Annotated in this window: 14 protein-coding genes; 8 read left to right on the top strand and 6 right to left on the bottom strand. The window is 60.9% G+C overall.

Annotation, left to right across the window (positions count from 1 at the left end; all coding sequences use genetic code 11):
- Positions 1 to 196: 196 nt before the first annotated feature.
- The 8 genes from AZF01_RS17250 (at position 197) to AZF01_RS17210 (ending at position 9,140) form a co-directional block, all read left to right on the top strand.
- Positions 197 to 1,297, top strand: a complete 1,101-nt coding sequence (locus AZF01_RS17250) for a Gfo/Idh/MocA family protein (protein ID WP_082781105.1) — start codon at positions 197 to 199, stop codon at positions 1,295 to 1,297.
- A gap of 345 nt (positions 1,298 to 1,642) precedes the next feature.
- Positions 1,643 to 2,695 (top strand): LacI family DNA-binding transcriptional regulator, encoded by a 1,053-nt coding sequence (locus tag AZF01_RS17240; protein ID WP_024707526.1) that lies wholly within the window; start codon positions 1,643 to 1,645, stop codon positions 2,693 to 2,695.
- Positions 2,692 to 3,717 (top strand): ABC transporter substrate-binding protein, encoded by a 1,026-nt coding sequence (locus tag AZF01_RS17235; protein ID WP_024707525.1) that lies wholly within the window; start codon positions 2,692 to 2,694, stop codon positions 3,715 to 3,717. Before AZF01_RS17240 ends, AZF01_RS17235 begins: the two co-directional genes overlap by 4 nt.
- A gap of 96 nt (positions 3,718 to 3,813) precedes the next feature.
- A complete protein-coding gene (locus AZF01_RS17230; RefSeq protein ID WP_024707524.1) occupies positions 3,814 to 4,641 on the top strand; it encodes an ABC transporter permease in 828 nt (275 codons plus the stop codon).
- Positions 4,638 to 5,417 carry an ABC transporter permease gene (locus tag AZF01_RS17225; protein ID WP_024707523.1) on the top strand — a complete coding sequence of 260 codons (780 nt, stop codon included), beginning with the start codon at positions 4,638 to 4,640 and terminating at the stop codon, positions 5,415 to 5,417. Before AZF01_RS17230 ends, AZF01_RS17225 begins: the two co-directional genes overlap by 4 nt.
- Positions 5,410 to 6,432 (top strand): ABC transporter ATP-binding protein, encoded by a 1,023-nt coding sequence (locus AZF01_RS17220; protein WP_024707522.1) that lies wholly within the window; start codon positions 5,410 to 5,412, stop codon positions 6,430 to 6,432. Before AZF01_RS17225 ends, AZF01_RS17220 begins: the two co-directional genes overlap by 8 nt.
- Positions 6,433 to 6,441: 9 nt before the next feature.
- Positions 6,442 to 7,377: a nucleoside hydrolase gene (locus AZF01_RS17215; RefSeq protein ID WP_024707521.1), complete on the top strand. Its 936-nt coding sequence runs from the start codon at positions 6,442 to 6,444 to the stop codon at positions 7,375 to 7,377.
- Positions 7,374 to 9,140 (top strand): adenine deaminase, encoded by a 1,767-nt coding sequence (locus AZF01_RS17210; protein ID WP_024707520.1) that lies wholly within the window; start codon positions 7,374 to 7,376, stop codon positions 9,138 to 9,140. Before AZF01_RS17215 ends, AZF01_RS17210 begins: the two co-directional genes overlap by 4 nt.
- Here AZF01_RS17210 and AZF01_RS17205 read toward each other — a convergent pair.
- From AZF01_RS17205 to AZF01_RS17180, 6 genes are all read right to left on the bottom strand, one after another.
- Positions 9,137 to 10,294 carry a M20 aminoacylase family protein gene (locus AZF01_RS17205; protein WP_036236712.1) on the bottom strand — a complete coding sequence of 386 codons (1,158 nt, stop codon included), beginning with the start codon at positions 10,292 to 10,294 and terminating at the stop codon, positions 9,137 to 9,139. The two genes, AZF01_RS17210 and AZF01_RS17205, sit on opposite strands and share 4 nt — an antisense overlap.
- A gap of 276 nt (positions 10,295 to 10,570) precedes the next feature.
- Positions 10,571 to 11,455 (bottom strand): NAD(P)-dependent oxidoreductase, encoded by an 885-nt coding sequence (locus AZF01_RS17200; protein WP_024707518.1) that lies wholly within the window; start codon positions 11,453 to 11,455, stop codon positions 10,571 to 10,573.
- A gap of 84 nt (positions 11,456 to 11,539) precedes the next feature.
- Complete coding sequence (locus AZF01_RS17195; protein WP_024707517.1) at positions 11,540 to 12,178, bottom strand: dihydroxyacetone kinase subunit L; 639 nt, start codon at positions 12,176 to 12,178, stop codon at positions 11,540 to 11,542.
- An 11-nt stretch (positions 12,179 to 12,189) separates the two neighbouring features.
- Positions 12,190 to 13,188 (bottom strand): dihydroxyacetone kinase subunit DhaK, encoded by a 999-nt coding sequence (locus AZF01_RS17190; RefSeq protein ID WP_061449804.1) that lies wholly within the window; start codon positions 13,186 to 13,188, stop codon positions 12,190 to 12,192.
- A gap of 28 nt (positions 13,189 to 13,216) precedes the next feature.
- On the bottom strand, positions 13,217 to 14,254 hold the full coding sequence (locus AZF01_RS17185; RefSeq protein ID WP_024709930.1) for an ABC transporter permease: 1,038 nt from the start codon (positions 14,252 to 14,254) through the stop codon (positions 13,217 to 13,219).
- Positions 14,251 to 15,795, bottom strand: a complete 1,545-nt coding sequence (locus AZF01_RS17180; protein WP_036238344.1) for a sugar ABC transporter ATP-binding protein — start codon at positions 15,793 to 15,795, stop codon at positions 14,251 to 14,253. The genes AZF01_RS17185 and AZF01_RS17180 overlap by 4 nt, the downstream gene beginning before the upstream one ends.
- Between the last annotated feature and the right edge of the window lie 93 nt (positions 15,796 to 15,888).

The following is a 15,888-nucleotide window of genomic DNA, read 5'->3' as shown; positions in this document are numbered from 1 at the left end:
AGATGTCGCGAAAGCGACAGAGAGGGGGGTAAAGGGTGCAAGCCCTAAAAGCCGCAATCGCGTGCTCTTTGAGAGGGGGCGCCCACCTCTGCCCCTGCCGGGGCATCTCCCCCTCAAGGGGGGAGATTGATGGGAGCAAGGTCCTCAAACACCAGAAAAACACCGGGCGATACGCCCAATTCGGGAGACCGATAAGATGAAGAAGACGAAGAAACCGGTGCGCGTGCTGATCGTCGGCACGGGCGGCATGGCGCGGGTGCATGCGCAGTCGTTCAATGAGATGGAAGGCGTTGAGGTTGTCGGCGGCGTCGATACGCGGCCGGACATACTGAAGACCTTCTGCGACAAGCATGGCATTCCCGGCCGTTATGCCTCGCTTGCCGAGGCGCTGGAACAATGCGACTTCGATGCCGCCTCCAACGTCACGCCGGACGGCATTCACTATGCCACCACCATACCGCTCATCGAGGCCGGCAAGCATGTGCTCTGTGAAAAGCCGCTGAGCACGTCCTACGAATTCGCGGCCGAGATGGCGGCGAAGGCGAAGGACGCGGGCGTGGTCAACATGATCAACCTTTCCTACCGCAATGTCGCGGCGCTTCAGAAGGCCGCGGAACTGGTGGCCGAGGGCGCCATCGGCACGGTGCGCCATTTCGAGGCCTCCTACCTGCAGAGCTGGCTCACCCAGGCCGCATGGGGCGACTGGCGCACGGAGCCCGGCTGGCTGTGGCGGCTTTCGACCGAACACGGCTCCAAGGGCGTGCTCGGCGATGTCGGCATCCACATCATCGACTTTGCCACCTACATCGCCGGTGTCGCGCCGGAATCCGTATCCTGCCGCACGGCGGTGTTCGGCAAGGCGGAGGGCGGCAGGATCGGCGAATACACACTCGACGCCAATGACAGTTTCGTGATGCATCTGAAGCTCGCCAACGAGGCAATCGGCACGATTTCCGCCACCCGTTTCGCCTCCGGCCACCACAATGACCTGAGGCTGCGCATCTATGGCGATCTCGGCGGGCTGCAGGTTCTGTTCGAGCAGGAGCAGAGCATTCTGCGCGGCTGCATCGGTCCGGAAGCGATGCTGGAGGAGACCTGGACGGACATCGAATGCCCGAAGGTTCCGACAATCTACGACCGCTTCATTGCCGCAATCCGTGGCGAGGAACCGGCCGAGCCGACCTTCGAACGCGGTGCGGAACTCCAGCAGGTTCTCGACCTTGCCGGCCGCTCGCAGGACATGGATTGCCGTTCTCTGACGCTGGAACCGGTGGAAGAAACAATCGCCGCCGTTTGACAAGCATACCCGCCAGCCGTCGCTGGCGGGTATGTTTACGGGCAGTCTTGGTCTCAGAAAGAACAAGCGCAGCGCGCGGGCGGAATGGATGATATGGCGGTTGAACGCGGCCGCTATCGTGGCGACCGGGTCGGGCTTTGAAGGAAGCCTCCCGACTGATTGGATGGTGCCGTTGCACCTCACCCTTCAGACAGGGCTTCCAGGTGGCTGATCGGGAAAAACCTTCGCCATGAGCCGTTTGTCAGCGGCTTGGCGCGTTTTGACGCATGAGAGTATCGACAAGACTCGACATTGCGTTCGTTTTTCGACATGCTTGCTTAATCGTTTAATCAAGTCATGACCCGAATGCAGCAGCGCGCGCCCAAACTGACCGAGATCGCGGAACGGCTGGATATTTCCGCCGCGACTGTCTCCAATGCGCTTTCCGGCAAGGGGCGGGTTTCGGCGGATCTTGCAAAACGGATACGGCAAACGGCGGACGAACTGGGCTATGTGCCGAGTTTGTCGGCGCGCGCGCTGCGCACCGGGCAGACCGGCGTCATCGGCCTTGTCCTGCCCGATATCGGTAATCCGCTGTTCCCGCAGATCGCACAGGCGATTGAAAACGCGGCTACCGATGCCGGGCTCGGCGTTCTGATTGCGGATTCACGCGGCAGCATCAAGGCGCAGACGGAAGCAATCCGGCATTTGAAGGATCACGGCGTGGACGGCATGATCGTGGTGCCGCGGCGCGGCACGCGCGTCAGCGATATCGGTTGTCCGGTGGCGATGATCGATTCTCCTTCGACCCCGGGCAATACGGTTTCTGCCGATCACTGGGGCGGTGGTTTTCTTTTAGGCGAGCATCTGGCCGCCCTTGGTCACCGGAAAATCCTGCTGATCGGCAATCATCGCAATTCCATTGTTCAAAACGACAGGCTTGGAGGCGTGCGCGCAGCCCTTGCCGCCGCCACGACAAAGACGATCTGGCTCGACAGCCCGTCGGTGGCGGCAGGAAATGGGTTCGATGCGACGCAGTGGTACGCGGATGGCTACACCGCCTTTGTGACCGTCTCCGACCTTCAGGCGCTGAAGGTGCTCACCCATCTGCAAAATGCCGGGATCGGCGTTCCGGCCATGGCGTCGGTCTCCGGCTTTGACGATCTGATGTTTGCAAGCGTCGTTACCCCGGCGCTGACCACCGTGCGGATGGATATGCCCGCGGTCGCCGACATTGCGATTGCCGCGCTCAAACAGGCGATCGAAACGAGATCCGATGCCGACGGTCAGACCGTGAAGGCTGCCCGCGACCGCGTTCCCATGACCCTTGTCGTCCGCCGTTCAACCGGACCGGCGCAACAAGAAGAAGGCAAGAAGCCTGCTTTTTCAAAAACCTCGGAAGGAGAACTTGACCGATGAAGAAACTGATGATGACCGCCACGGCCGCGGCTCTGGCGCTTTCGGCCGGAACCGCCTCAGCCGCCGACAAGACGCTGACCATTTCCGTCTATGCTTTCGCGCAGGATGCGTTCAAGGAGATCGTCTACGATCCGTTCGAAGAAGTCTGCGGCTGCGACATTGTTGTTGAAACCGGCAACAGCGTTGAACGTCTGGCCAAGATGGAGGCCAACAAGCAGAGCCCCGTCGTCGATATGGCCGTCATGTCGATGGCCGATGCGCTTTCGGCCTCGCGCGCGGGGCTGATCGCCGATATCGACTATGCGAAATTGTCCAATTACGACAAGCTTTACGATATTGCCAAGGACCCGAATGGCGATGGCAAGAGCGTCGGCTACACCTTCTACGCCACATCGATCGCCTACCGCTCCGACAAGGTTTCAATCGACAGCTGGGACGATCTGTTGAGCCCGGAACTGGCTGGCCGCGTCGCGTTTCCCAATGTCACCACCAATCAGGGCCCGCCAGCGCTTTATATGCTCGGCAAGGCCATCGGCAATGACGACTACGATCTGACGGCGCCGATTGATGCGGTTGCCGAGCATCGCGACGATTTCGTGACCTTTTATGTGCGCTCCTCGCAGCTGGCACAGCTGATGCAGCAGGAGGAAATCTGGGCCGCGCCGATCGGTCGTTTCGCCTGGGGCGGGTTCACCGATATGGGTTTCCCAGTCGAATGGGCCACACCGAAGGAAGGCCAGACCGGGGGCCTCAATGTCATGGTCATGACCAAGGACAGCGGCCACGAAGATCTGGCGATGCAGTTCATGGATTTCTGGCTGTCGACGGAGGTTCAGACCAAGCTTGCCGAGGCGCTGGTGGACAGCCCGGCCAACAAGGAGGTCGTGGTTTCCGACGCGGTTGCCAATAACCTCACCTATGGCGCGGAAACGGCTGACAACCTCCATCTTCTGCCCTCCGAAGTGCTGCTGGATAACCGCGATATGTGGCTTGAGCAGTGGAATGAAAAAGTCGGCCAGTAAGACTGGCTGAAACCGGCAGACCTTGTCCCATCCGGGTCTGTTCTATGCACGGCGGCGATTGCGCCGCCGTGCTGTTTGACAAGAGAAAGTTACCTCATGTTTCAAAGCCGCGTTGAGGCCATGGCGCTTGTCCTGCCGGCAGCCCTTTTCGCCGGAGTGGTGTTTCTGGTTCCGGTCGTGGTGCTTTTGGCGCAGGGCGTGCATATCGACGGCCAGTGGACGCTTTCGGCCTATGCCGATTTCTTCTCGAAATCGCTGAACCGCACAGTCTTTTTTCGCACGCTGAGACTGGCCGCGCTGGTGACCGTCATTGCCGCCGTGATCGGCTATGCCGCGGCCTATGCCACCGTCAGCCTGCCGGAGAAGAGCAAGGGCCGGATGATCGGGCTGATCGTGCTGCCGCTGATGATTTCGCCTGTGGCGCGCACCTATGCCTGGATCGTGCTTCTGGGGCGCACCGGTATCATCAACAAGGCGCTGGTCGGTCTCGGGCTTTCGGATGAGCCGATCCGCTTTCTTTTTACCGAAACGGCCGTGACCATCGGCCTGTTGCAGCTTTTCCTGCCGCTGATGATCATTGCGCTGATCTCCGCTCTGGAAAACATGCCGCGCGACGCCGTGCCGGCGGCCCGTGTTCTGGGCGCAAACTGGTTTCAGGTGTTCTGGAAGGTGATCCTGCCGCTCACCCGCGAGGGGCTGATCATCGGGGGAACGCTGGTCTTCACCGGTTCCATGACCGCTTACATCACGCCCGCCATTCTCGGTGGCTCCAAGGTGCTGATGCTGGAAACGCTGCTCTATCAGCGCGTGACCGTCGCCAATGATCTGGTCTCGGCCAGTGTGATTGCCTTCATCCTGATGGCCATGGCCTTTTCCGCCAACTTCCTGCTCAAGAAAATCGCATCTGCAAGAGGTGGGAAATGAGATCGAAGTTCTTCATCTTCCTGCCGCTGGCACTGACGCTCGTCTTTCTGATCGGCCCGTTCATCGTCATTGTCATGGCGGGTCTTTCGTCCGGCAATAATCTCGCCTTTCCGCCGCCGGGCCTTTCACTCAAATGGGTGATCAAGGTTTTCTCCGTCGAGAGCTTCCGCGACAGCTTCGCCATGTCTATGTTTCTGGCGATCTTCGGCACGCTGGCGGCGCTGATCCTCGGCATTCCGGCGTCCTATGCCATGTCGCGCTACAAGGTTCCGGGCGCGGAAACCGTGCGGCTGATCGTGTCGTCGCCGATCATCGTGCCGGGCATTATCGTCGGTCTGGCGTTGCTGCGCTATTTCGTCGTGCCGCTGTCGCTGTCAATCACGCTGGCGCTGTTCGTCGCCCATACGGCGCTGATCCTGCCCTATGCGGTGCGTGTGGTTTCGGCGAGCCTCAACAATCTGCGTTCCGATATCGAAGAGGCCGCGATCCTGCTGGGCGCGAGCCGGGCAGGGGCGTTTTTCCGCGTGGTGCTGCCCAATATCCGGGGCGGTGTGCTCTCGGCTTTCATTCTCGGCTTCGTGACGAGTTTCAATCAGGTGCCGGTATCGCTGTTTCTGTCGGGACCGGGCGTGCGCACGCTGCCCATCGATATGATCGGCTATATGGAAACCACCTACGATCCATCCGTCGCCGCACTCGCCGCACTTCTTGCTTTCCTCTCGATCGGCATTGTGTTTGTCGCCGAGCGTTTTCTGGGCTTTACCCGCTATGTCTGACCAAACTCTGCTTTCCCTGAACAACCTGTCGCTGTCCTACGGCAAGAACACCGTCGTCGAGCGGCTCAACCTTGAAATCGCCAAAGGCGAGCTGATCGCGCTCCTTGGGCCTTCCGGTTGCGGCAAGACGACGACCATGCGCGCCATTGCCGGTCTGATGGCGCCGTCGGGCGGCAAGATCGTTCTGGATGGCCGCGATGTCACCCGTGTTCCGCCGAACAGGCGCGAAGTCGGGCTGATGTTTCAGTCCTATGCGCTTTTCCCCCATCTTTCGGTATTTGAGAATGTCGCCTTCGGGTTGAAACTGAAGGGAATGCGCGGTTCGGACCTTTCTGCCCGCGTGAGTGAAGGCTTGAGCGCTGTCGGTCTTGGGGATTATGCTGACCGCCGGCCCGCCGATCTTTCCGGCGGTCAGCAGCAGCGCGTGGCCCTTGCCCGCTCGCTGGTGATGGATCCGAAAGTGCTGCTTCTCGATGAACCGCTTTCAAACCTCGATGCGCGCCTGCGTCTGGAAATGCGCACCGAGCTTCAGCGGGTGCAGAAGGCCAACAACCTGACCATGGTTTTCGTCACCCACGACCAGTCCGAAGCCCTGTCTCTGGCCGACCGGATCGTTGTGATGAAGGATGGCGCCATCGAGCAACTCGGAACGCCGGAGGATATCTATAACCGTCCCGAATCCGCCTTCGTTGCCGATTTCGTCGGTTTTGAGAACATCTTCACCGTCGAGGGCGGCAAGCTCAAAGGCAAGGGCGAAGCCTTCACCCTTCCGCAGGCGGTGCCGGAGAGAGCCAAGGGGCTCGCATGGCGGCCGCGTTTCGTGCGCCTTGGCGAAGGGGCATTCACCGGTACGGTGATCGGCGCGGCCTTTGTCGGTCAGATGCGCGAATATGTGCTGGAAACGCCGCTCGGTCAGATCAAGGTCGATGTGGATGCGAGCGAACCGGCACACAGCCTGGGCCAAGACCTCGCCTTCGATCTTCGGGTCGAAGACGCCGTTGTCCTGAAGCGATAGGCGGCGATCATGGGCGTCTGGATCGACACGGATATGGGGTTTGACGACATCGCCGCCATCCTCACCGTTCGGGCAAGCGGCGAGAAGATCGACGGCCTGTCGCTGACCTTCGGCAACACGACACTGGCCAAGGTCTGCAGCAATGCTGCCTCGGCGGCAAAGGTTTTCGACTGGACCTTTCCGATCCATGCCGGGGCTGGCCGGGCGGTGATGGGCAATGTTGAAACCGCAGCCTCGATCCTCAGCGATGCCGGCATGCCGACGGCGGGACTCAGCCTTCCGGAAGCGACACTTCCGCCATCCGATCCGGCCTTCGTTGCCCTTTGCAACTGGCTTTCGAAGGACGACGGAGAAAAACGCATTCTGGCACTTGGCCCCTTGACCAATATCGCAGCCCTTTGTCTGGCACGGCCGGACCTTGCAGGCCGGATCAGCGAGATCCTCTGGATGGGGGGCGGCGTCACCAGTGGCAACCACACCGCATCGGCGGAGTTCAATGCGTTGGCTGATCCCGAGGCCGCCGCCATCATCCTGTCGCGCGGCATCCCCTTCGTCATGGCGGACCTCGATTTCTGCCGCAAGGTTACGATCAATGCGGACGATGTGGCGGCGCTGCGCGCTGAAAACGGCAGGAACGCACCGCTTCTGGCCGATCTAACGGAAGGTTTTCTCAACATAGCCGCAAAGCGCGGTCGCACAGAAATGGCGTTTTTTGATCCTGCGGCGGCAGTGGCTTTCTGTCACCCGTCGCTTGTTTCCTTGCAGCCGGTGCATCTGGCCTTTGAAACAGCCGGACACATAACACGCGGGCGCAGTGTTGTCGAAACCCGCGCCCACAAGCTGGCACCGGAGACAAGCTTCAACGCCTCGATCATCACCGAGGTTGATGCCAATGCCGCGCATGACACGATCATGGGCGCATTGCAGGCGGAGGCACGGCGATGAAAAGCATTGACGATCCCGCCATGCGCGCCGCAGCGGTTGAAGCTGCCCGTGGTGAGCGGCCATTCGACCTCATGATTTCCGGCGGCACAGTGGTGGATGTCGCGACCGGCGAGCTGAGGCAGGCCGATGTCGGCCTTTCCGGCGGGCTGATTGCGGCGGTTATGCCGCCCGGAGCGCGCAGCGACGCTGAGATAACCATTGATGCAGGCGGGGCCTTCGTCTCGCCGGGGCTGATCGACATGCACATGCATGTCGAAAGCTCGATGGTGACGCCTGCGACCTATGCCAAAGCCGTTCTGCCGCGCGGCGTGACGACCATTGTCTGGGATCCGCATGAACTGGCCAATGTCGCCGGTGTCCCTGCTGTCGACTGGGCGATTGAGGCAGCTCGTGACATGCCGCTGGAGGCGATCATTCTGGCGCCCTCCTGCGTGCCGTCAGCGCCGGGGCTTGAGCGGGCAGGTGCGGATTTCGGGCCGGAAACGGTCGCCGGACTTCTTGCAAGACCGGAAATCGGTGGCATTGCCGAAGTGATGAATATGGCAGGCGTGATCAGCGGCAGTCCGCGCATGAGCGCAATCGTCAATGCCGGGCTTCATGCACAAAAGCCGGTTTTCGGCCACGCCCGCGGGCTTTCCGGCGAAAGGCTTGCCGCCTTCATCAGTGCCGGCGTTTCATCCGATCATGAGCTGACATCGGGCGATGATCTGCTCGAGAAGCTGCGCGCCGGCTTGACGGTCGAGTTGCGCGGCTCTCATCCTTATCTCTTCGATGACTTTGTCGAAGCGCTGAAACGACTGCCCGTCTGGCCACAGACACTGACGCTGTGCACCGACGACGTCTTTCCGGATGATCTTCTGGGACAGGGCGGGTTGGATGCCCTGATTCGCGCGCTGGTTGCAGATGGGCTGTCGCCGGTTCAGGTTCTGCAGGCGGCGACGCTGAATGCAGCACGGCGACTGCACCGCGATGATCTGGGCCTTGTTGCCGCAGGACGGCGCGCCAATATTGCGATTTTCGAGGATCTCGAGACGTTTTCGACGCGTCATGTCATCGTGGATGGCAAGGTCATTGCCTCTGACGGGGGCCTCAATGCTGCCGTTTCCGATCATCCTGCGGACATGCTCAGGGGCTCCATGAAGGTTGAGCCGCTTTCGGCGGATGATTTCAGCGTGAAGGCAGAGGGCGCACGCGTCGAGATTGCCACCATCGACCAGCCGCGGTTTACCCGCTGGGGCAAGGCGGAGGCGGATGTTCAGAACGGATTTGTATGTCCGCCAGACGGTGCGACACTGATCAGCGTCGTCCACCGTCACGGTAAAGCAGCAGCGAAGCCGAAAACCGGGTTTCTGCGCGGCTGGGGAGAATGGCGTGGCGCTTTCGCGACCACGGTTTCGCATGACAGCCATAACCTGACAATCTTCGGGCGGAACCCCGAGGATATGGCGGTGGCGGCCAATGCGCTGATCGAATGCGGCGGCGGCATGGTCGTGGTGGCTGACGGCAAGGTGAAAGCACTGCTTGCCCTGCCATTGCTTGGCCTGATCTCGGATGCACCGCTTGAAGATGTTGCCCGTGATTTCGAGGCCGTGCGCAAGGCTGCCGGAACAATCGTCGACTGGGAGCCGCCTTATCTCACCTTCAAGGCGCTGGTCGGCGCAACGCTTGCCTGCAATGCCGGTCCGCACCAGACCGATATGGGCATCGCTGATGTGGCGGCTGGCACTGTTCTGGAAAGCCCTGTGCTGCGGCGGATTTTCTAGCCGGCCTTGAGGGGCAATTCGGTCTCTGTCAGCCGCACCCAGTAGGCCGCGCCGTGGCCGATGGCGTCATCGTTGAAATCATAGGCCGTGTTGTGGTGCAAAGCGCCGTCCACGGCGGGGCCGTTGCCAAGCCAGACATAGCAGCCCGGCACTTCATGACCGAAAAAGGCGAAGTCGTCGCCGGCGGTCGATGGCGGAAAGGCCGTGCGCACTTTTTCGCCGAAGACGGTTTCAGCGGCCCTGAGTGCCGTTTGCGTCGGTTCTTTTGCATTGACCACCGGCGGAATGCGGCGAATGAACCGATACTCGGCCTCAATGCCGAAAGAGGCCGCCATGCCGTGGGCCAGCCGTCCGATTTCCTCTTCCAGCTGGTCGCGGGTTTCTGGCGAATAGGCGCGCGCCGTGCCGCCAATCTTCACAATATCGGGAATCACGTTCAGCGCATTCGGATCACCGGCTTCGACCGAACAGGCCGAGACGACCGCAGGCTGAAGCGGATCGACCACACGTCCGACAATCGTCTGCAACGCTGCGATGAAATGACCGGAAGCCGTCACCGGATCGCGTCCCAGATGCGGCTTTGCGCCGTGGGTGCCGGTGCCCTTGAACGTGACGCGCCAGCTATCCGACGAGGCAAGCTGCGGCCCCTCGACAACGGCCATTTCATCGACATCGAGTCCCGGCATATTGTGCAGGCCGTAAACGGCATCGCAGGGAAACAGCTTGAAAAGCCCATCCTCCACCATCTTCTTCGCGCCGCCGCGGCCCTCTTCGGCCGGCTGAAAGATGAAATGAACCGTGCCGGAGAAGTCCTTCGTCCGCGCCAGGTAGCGCGCCGCCGCCAGCAGCATCACCGTGTGTCCGTCATGGCCGCAGGCATGCATCTTGCCGGGAACGGTGCTTTTATAGGGGCGGTCTGCCGTTTCCGGCATGGCAAGCGCATCCATATCGGCCCTCAGCCCGATCGCCCGGTTGCCCTCGCCAGCCTTCAGCGTGCCGACAACGCCCGTGCCGCCAAGCCCGCGATGAACCGCAATGCCGTCCTCGCCGAGCAGCCTGGCGACGATCTCGCTGGTTCTGTGCTCCTCAAAGCCAAGCTCGGGATGGGCATGCAGATCCTGACGCAACGACTGCCAGAAGGCGTGATCACTCATGATCTCGGAAAGAACCGATGTCGCGCGATTATCCTGTGCAGTCATCCTCTTAAAAGCCTTTCGGAGTGTTTCTCTAAATTCCGTAACGAGATTTGTACGGCCTAGATCGCCTTTTAAGCGGTATCAACGCGAATAGCGAGGTGCTGCAGTACGGTCACTTCTCCGAAACCTGTCGCTTGATGGTTCACGATACGCCGTCTTGGCGCGACGAAGGTCAGCAAGGTTCTGATGCGGGTGGGTATGGCTTAGCCCGAGCTTGGCGTCGCAAAGGCACGGTTAATCGCTGCTTTTTTGCAGCCCGGAGAGTTCGAACAGCATTTCGTGAATGGCGGATGCATTGAGGTCGCCGAGGCCCTTGTTGTTGGCCGCGGCATAGAGCTCTCCGATCAGGGTCGTTAACGGTACCGGAACATCCTGGCTGCAGGCAAAGGCCCGAACCAGGCGGGTGTCCTTAAGCATGTGGCGCAGATAAAAGCTTGGCGCATAATCGCCGGCAAGGGTTGCTCGCCCGACATTGCGGATCAGAAGAGAACTGTAGTCCGTCACGTCGAAGACGCCCATGACGGCATCGCCGTTAAGCCCGGCCTTGCGGGCGAGCGACAGGGCTTCGCCGAGCGACTCCATTTGGGCCGCCACCAGCAGATTGCCGACGAGCTTCATCATCGCGCCGCTGCCGGGCGGTCCCATATGGTGCACGGTCGCTGCGAGCGGTTCCAGGACCGGGACCAAACGATCAAACGCTTTTCGGTCGCCGCCACAGACGAAATCGAGCTTTCCGGCCCAGGCTTCGCCCTTGCTTCCGAAAACCGGCGTATCAAGGTAGGTGGCATTGCGTTCAGCTATCGCAATTGCAATCGATCGGGTCAGTTCGGGATCTGTTGTTGTTGCATCTGCGACCATGGTGCCCCCTGCAATATTGGCGACGATGCCGTCGTCGCCAAAATAGACGGCTTTCTGGGCGTCCGGTCCCGTCAGGCAGACCATGACGAGTTCGCAACCCGTTATGGCCTCCGCGATGGTGCTCTTTCGCACTGCGCCAGCAAGCGTCTCGGGCAGATCGAAGGCGGTGCGGTTCCAGACCTTGATCTCGTGACCGGCTTTGAGAAGGTTGTGAACCATCCCCTGGCCCATGGTTCCGAGCCCGATATAGGCAATTTTCATCGCGTCCTCCTTCAAAACGGGGTGTCTGTCCGGACGCGGCGATTGGCGCCCGGGTTCAATGGCGGGTCGAAGCCTGCGGTATTTTCAGCCCGCGTGGACCGTTGCCGTCATCGACTGGATGATGAACAGGCCGACAGTCGCGCCGGCATCCTGCAGGCCCTTCGACTTCTCCTGGAAGGCGGCGGCCTTGCCGTGCTGCGCGACCATGGTCTTGGTGTTTTCCAGAGCATCGCTCGCGGCCTCGACGGCTTTGGTCATCGCTTGTGGCAGGGCTAAATCCTGCGCGGCCGAGGTTTCAAGGCTCGAGGCGATGGGCTCCAGTACATCGAGCACGGTCTTGTCGCCCACCTTGGCCTTGCCGCGCTGGGCGACGCCGTCGCTGTAGGCGCGCCAGAAGGCGGCCATTTCCGCAGTGCCGATGGCGTCCACGCCGTCCAGCGCCTTGCTGGCGCGCAGAAAGCCCGTGGCCATCAATGTACCCATTGTCGAAGGTGCAGCCTTGGCCATCGCCATGCCGGCGTCCTTCAGATAGGTGGCGATGGCGGGTTCGGTTTCGGCGGCGACGGCTTCATGGGCAGCGGCGAAGGCTTTGCTCATCGTCAGCCCCAGATCGCTGTCGCCCACCTTGCCGTCGAGCGCGATCAGAAAGTCACGCTTGTCCGCAAAGAAGGCGGCAAGGCTAGCGAAGACGTCGAGCATGTGTTCGGTGTTGATCTGATCCATGATAACCTCCGTCAGCCCTTGAGGCGGGTAAAAAACGGTGTATTGGCAGCGGCGCCGATCAGCCGGTCGAGCTCGTCATCGAGCTTCATGAGCGAGATCGAGGCGCCCGCCATTTCCATCGCGGTTGCATATTCGCCGATGAAGACATGTTTGGCGGCGATGTTGCGGTCGGACAGGCGTTGCGCGACACGACGGTAGAGGATGTAGAGTTCCTCGCGAGGGGTGCCGCCAAGACCGTTGACCAGAACGGCGACATCGCCGCTTTCATAAAGGTTCTCGGCAAACAGACGCTCCATCAGCGCGTCGACCACGTCGTCGGCGGGTTCGAGGTCGCGGCGGCTGATGCCTGGTTCGCCGTGAATGCCCATCCCGATTTCCATTTCGGTTTCGCCGATCTCGAAGGTCGGGTGGCCGATTTCCGGCACGATGCAGCTTGACAGCGCGACGCCCATCGTACGGGTGTTGAGGCGAGCCTTTTCGGCAATGCGGGTGACCTCGTCGAGGTCGAGCCCTTCCGCAGCCGCGGCGCCCGCGGCCTTGTAGACGAAGAAAATGCCGGCAACGCCGCGCCGCTTGTGCTCTTCCCCGATCACGGAGGATGCCGCGTCGTCATTGCCGACGACCGAGGTCACGCGGATGTCTTCGAATTCCGCAAGTTCCGCCGCCATGTCGAAATTGATGATATCGCCGGTGTAATTGCCGTAGATATAAAGAACCCCGGCGCCCTGATCGATATATTTGGTGACTTCGAGCATCTGCTCGGCGCTCGGGGACTGGAATATGCCGCCGACCGCGCATCCGTCCAGCATGCCGTCGCCCACATAGCCGAGGAAGAGCGGCAGGTGACCGGATCCGCCGCCGGTGGCGATGCCGACCTTGCCCGGCTTCGGCGTTGCCGTCACCAGGCAGTGCTTGTCGTTTGCGGCATAGGTCACGGCAGGATGAGCAAGGTAGATCCCCTCCAGCATTTCCTCGACGACGTTTTCCGGTTTGTTGATGAATTTTTTCATGGGACTACGCTTTCCTGAGAAATAGGCATTACGATTTTCGCTGTTGCGCCATGAAGAACGCAGCGGCGAGAAGAATGAAGAAGCCGATGACGAAACGCTGCCAGGTGCTGGGGATGCCGACCATGACGAGCACATTGTTCAAGACGGTGACCAGCAACACGCCGAGGATCGTTCCGAGCACCGTGCCGGTGCCGCCCGTGATGCGGGCGCCACCGAGCACGACCGCGGCGATCACGCTGATTTCGCTGCCGACCAGGTCGAAAGGATTGGCCAGTCGATTGCTGGACACATGAATGATCCCCGCCAGGCCAGCCAGCGCGCCGGCATAGCCGAACAGAAAGAGCTGCACCGTTTTCAGATTGTAGCCCAGCCTCTCGGCAATAGCGCTGTTGCCGCCGATCGCGAAAATGGCGCGGCCCATCAGGGTTCTGTTGAGGATCCACCAGGTGAGAACGGCAGCTGCGGGCAGGGCGAGGAAATAGATCGGAAGGGTGATGACCGCGCCGTTGGCATTGGTGAACTGGAGCAGCGGCGCCCGACCGAACTCGATCATCTGCGGCGGCAGGTCCATGATCCAGACCGTGCCGATGAAGGCGAGCAGGATGCCGCGAAACAGGTATTGCGTTCCGATCGTGATGATCAGCGAGGGGACCCGCAGGTGATAGGCCAGTATGCCGTTCACGAAACCGAGCAGCATGCCGCCGATGGTGGCGATGAACACGATGAGCGGCATCGGCATGCCGGGAAAATGGTTCACGGTGAAGAGCGTGACCGAATACATGGACAGGGCGGCAATCGCGGTAAAGGATACATCGATACCGCCAGCCGCGAGAATGACGAACACGCCAAGCGCGAACAGTCCCATCACGACGCTGGCGCGTCCGATATCGATCAGTGACGATGCCTGAAGAAAGTTCGGATTGATCACGGAGACGATCACGCAGATCGCCACCAGCAGCGTGAGCGTGATCAGTTCGGGATGGTTCTTCAGGAAGTGACGGAAGCTGAACCCGCCCTCGGCAACCTTCTGCTGCGCTTTGTTGCGTTCGATTTCAACGGATGTCATCGCGCCACCTCCAGTTCGGGTGCCGTCATTGTGCGGTAGAGAATATCTTCGTCGGCGGCTTCGGCGTCGTAACTCTTGACCACCTTGCCGCCGAACATGACGAGGATGCGGTCGCAGTTCTGCAGGAGTTCCGGCAGGTCATCGCTGACAACAATCAGGCCCATGCCTGCCTCTGCCAGGGACTGGATGGCGCGGTAGATCGTGTCTTTCGATCCGACATCGACGCCCACTGTCGGTCCGTGCAGGACCAGGAGTTTCGGCAGTATCGAAAGCCAGCGCCCGATGAGAACCCTCTGCTGGTTTCCTCCAGACAGTGAGCCGACGGGCATGTCGATATCACTCGTGTTCAGTCGCATCTGCCTGGAAAGGTCCTCGGCAAGCGCGCGTCCTTTCTGGTTGTCGATCACGCCAAACCTGTTTGCAAGTCGCGCGACCACGAGAGCGATCTCGTTGTCGAGAATGGACTTCTCCAGAAACAACCCTTCATCGAGCCGGTCCTCGGGGACATAGCCGATGCCATGGCGGATGGAGTCGGACGGACGGCGGATATGAAGCTCTTCGCCGTCAAGCCTCAGCGTCCCGCCCGTTGCCGGATGCACGCCGGAGATTGCCATGGCCAGCTCGTTGCGCCCAGAATCGGCCAGCCCGGTAATGCCGAGAATCTCGCCCTTCCTAAGTGACAGATTGACGTTTTCGAAGCCTCTGCCCGAAAGACGATCGGTGGACAGAAGTTCATCCGGCTGCGGTTTTGCCGCTCGGTAACGGATCGCCTCGATCTCGCGCCCGGTCATCAGCTCGGAAATTTGCGATTTTGTAAAATTCTCGAGCGGCCCCTGGGCGACGGATTCACCGTCGCGGAATATGATGGCCTGACCGCCGATCCGGTAACATTCATCGAGTTTGTGGGTCACAAACAGGACGGCGATATTGTCGTTTCGCAGTCTGTTGACCACGGTGATCAGCTTTTCGACCTCGCGCCGCGTCAGCGATGTCGTGGGTTCGTCCATGATCACCAGCTTGGCGTTTGTGGCAATGGCGCGGGCGATCGCGACCAGTTGCCTTTGCGCCAGCGGCAAGTCCGAAACGACGGTTGACAGGAAGGCGCGGGTGGTCGGCAATTCGACGGCCTCAAGGGCGCGCGTCGCGGTTTCCCGCAGCCGCGAACGATCGAAAAGGCGTGCCAGCCGGCCGCCGCCCATGACGAGCTGCTCGCTGAGGGCGACATTTTCCGCCACGCTCAGATTGGGAATGAGGGACAGGTCCTGATAGACCGTTTCGATGCCGGCGCTGAGAGACCGGATCGGCGTGAGCATATTGTGCTTCTCGCCATCCAGGATGATCGCGCCTTCACTCGGCGCGATCGCGCCGGACATGACCTTGATAACCGTGCTCTTGCCGCAGCCGTTCTCGCCGAGAAGATGATAGGCTTCGCCAAGACGGATCGACATGTCGACGCCGCGCAGCGCATGAACGCCACCGTAGCGCTTGTGAATGCCGCGCAGCTCCAGAAAAGGCTCTTCTGACGAGGATGATCCTGACACGCTCGCGCTCCTTCTTCAATTGATCATGATGCCTGCAGTCGGCCAGGCTTCGCGTGGCCGGGGCGTTCGAAAAGCGCCCCGGCCTGCTCGGGA

Source organism: Martelella sp. AD-3, assembly GCF_001578105.1.
Lineage (GTDB): Bacteria > Pseudomonadota > Alphaproteobacteria > Rhizobiales > Rhizobiaceae > Martelella.
Note: the sequence above shows the minus strand (reverse complement) of the source record. Positions and strands in the feature narration are given on the sequence as shown.

Coding starts and splice junctions, on each gene's coding strand:
- AZF01_RS17250 (WP_082781105.1), top strand. CDS start 197: ATGAAGAAGACGAAGAAACCGGTGCGCGTGCTGATCGTCGGCACGGGC.
- AZF01_RS17240 (WP_024707526.1), top strand. CDS start 1,643: ATGCAGCAGCGCGCGCCCAAACTGACCGAGATCGCGGAACGGCTGGAT.
- AZF01_RS17235 (WP_024707525.1), top strand. CDS start 2,692: ATGAAGAAACTGATGATGACCGCCACGGCCGCGGCTCTGGCGCTTTCG.
- AZF01_RS17230 (WP_024707524.1), top strand. CDS start 3,814: ATGTTTCAAAGCCGCGTTGAGGCCATGGCGCTTGTCCTGCCGGCAGCC.
- AZF01_RS17225 (WP_024707523.1), top strand. CDS start 4,638: ATGAGATCGAAGTTCTTCATCTTCCTGCCGCTGGCACTGACGCTCGTC.
- AZF01_RS17220 (WP_024707522.1), top strand. CDS start 5,410: ATGTCTGACCAAACTCTGCTTTCCCTGAACAACCTGTCGCTGTCCTAC.
- AZF01_RS17215 (WP_024707521.1), top strand. CDS start 6,442: ATGGGCGTCTGGATCGACACGGATATGGGGTTTGACGACATCGCCGCC.
- AZF01_RS17210 (WP_024707520.1), top strand. CDS start 7,374: ATGAAAAGCATTGACGATCCCGCCATGCGCGCCGCAGCGGTTGAAGCT.
- AZF01_RS17205 (WP_036236712.1), bottom strand. CDS start 10,294: ATGAGTGATCACGCCTTCTGGCAGTCGTTGCGTCAGGATCTGCATGCC.
- AZF01_RS17200 (WP_024707518.1), bottom strand. CDS start 11,455: ATGAAAATTGCCTATATCGGGCTCGGAACCATGGGCCAGGGGATGGTT.
- AZF01_RS17195 (WP_024707517.1), bottom strand. CDS start 12,178: ATGGATCAGATCAACACCGAACACATGCTCGACGTCTTCGCTAGCCTT.
- AZF01_RS17190 (WP_061449804.1), bottom strand. CDS start 13,188: ATGAAAAAATTCATCAACAAACCGGAAAACGTCGTCGAGGAAATGCTG.
- AZF01_RS17185 (WP_024709930.1), bottom strand. CDS start 14,254: ATGACATCCGTTGAAATCGAACGCAACAAAGCGCAGCAGAAGGTTGCC.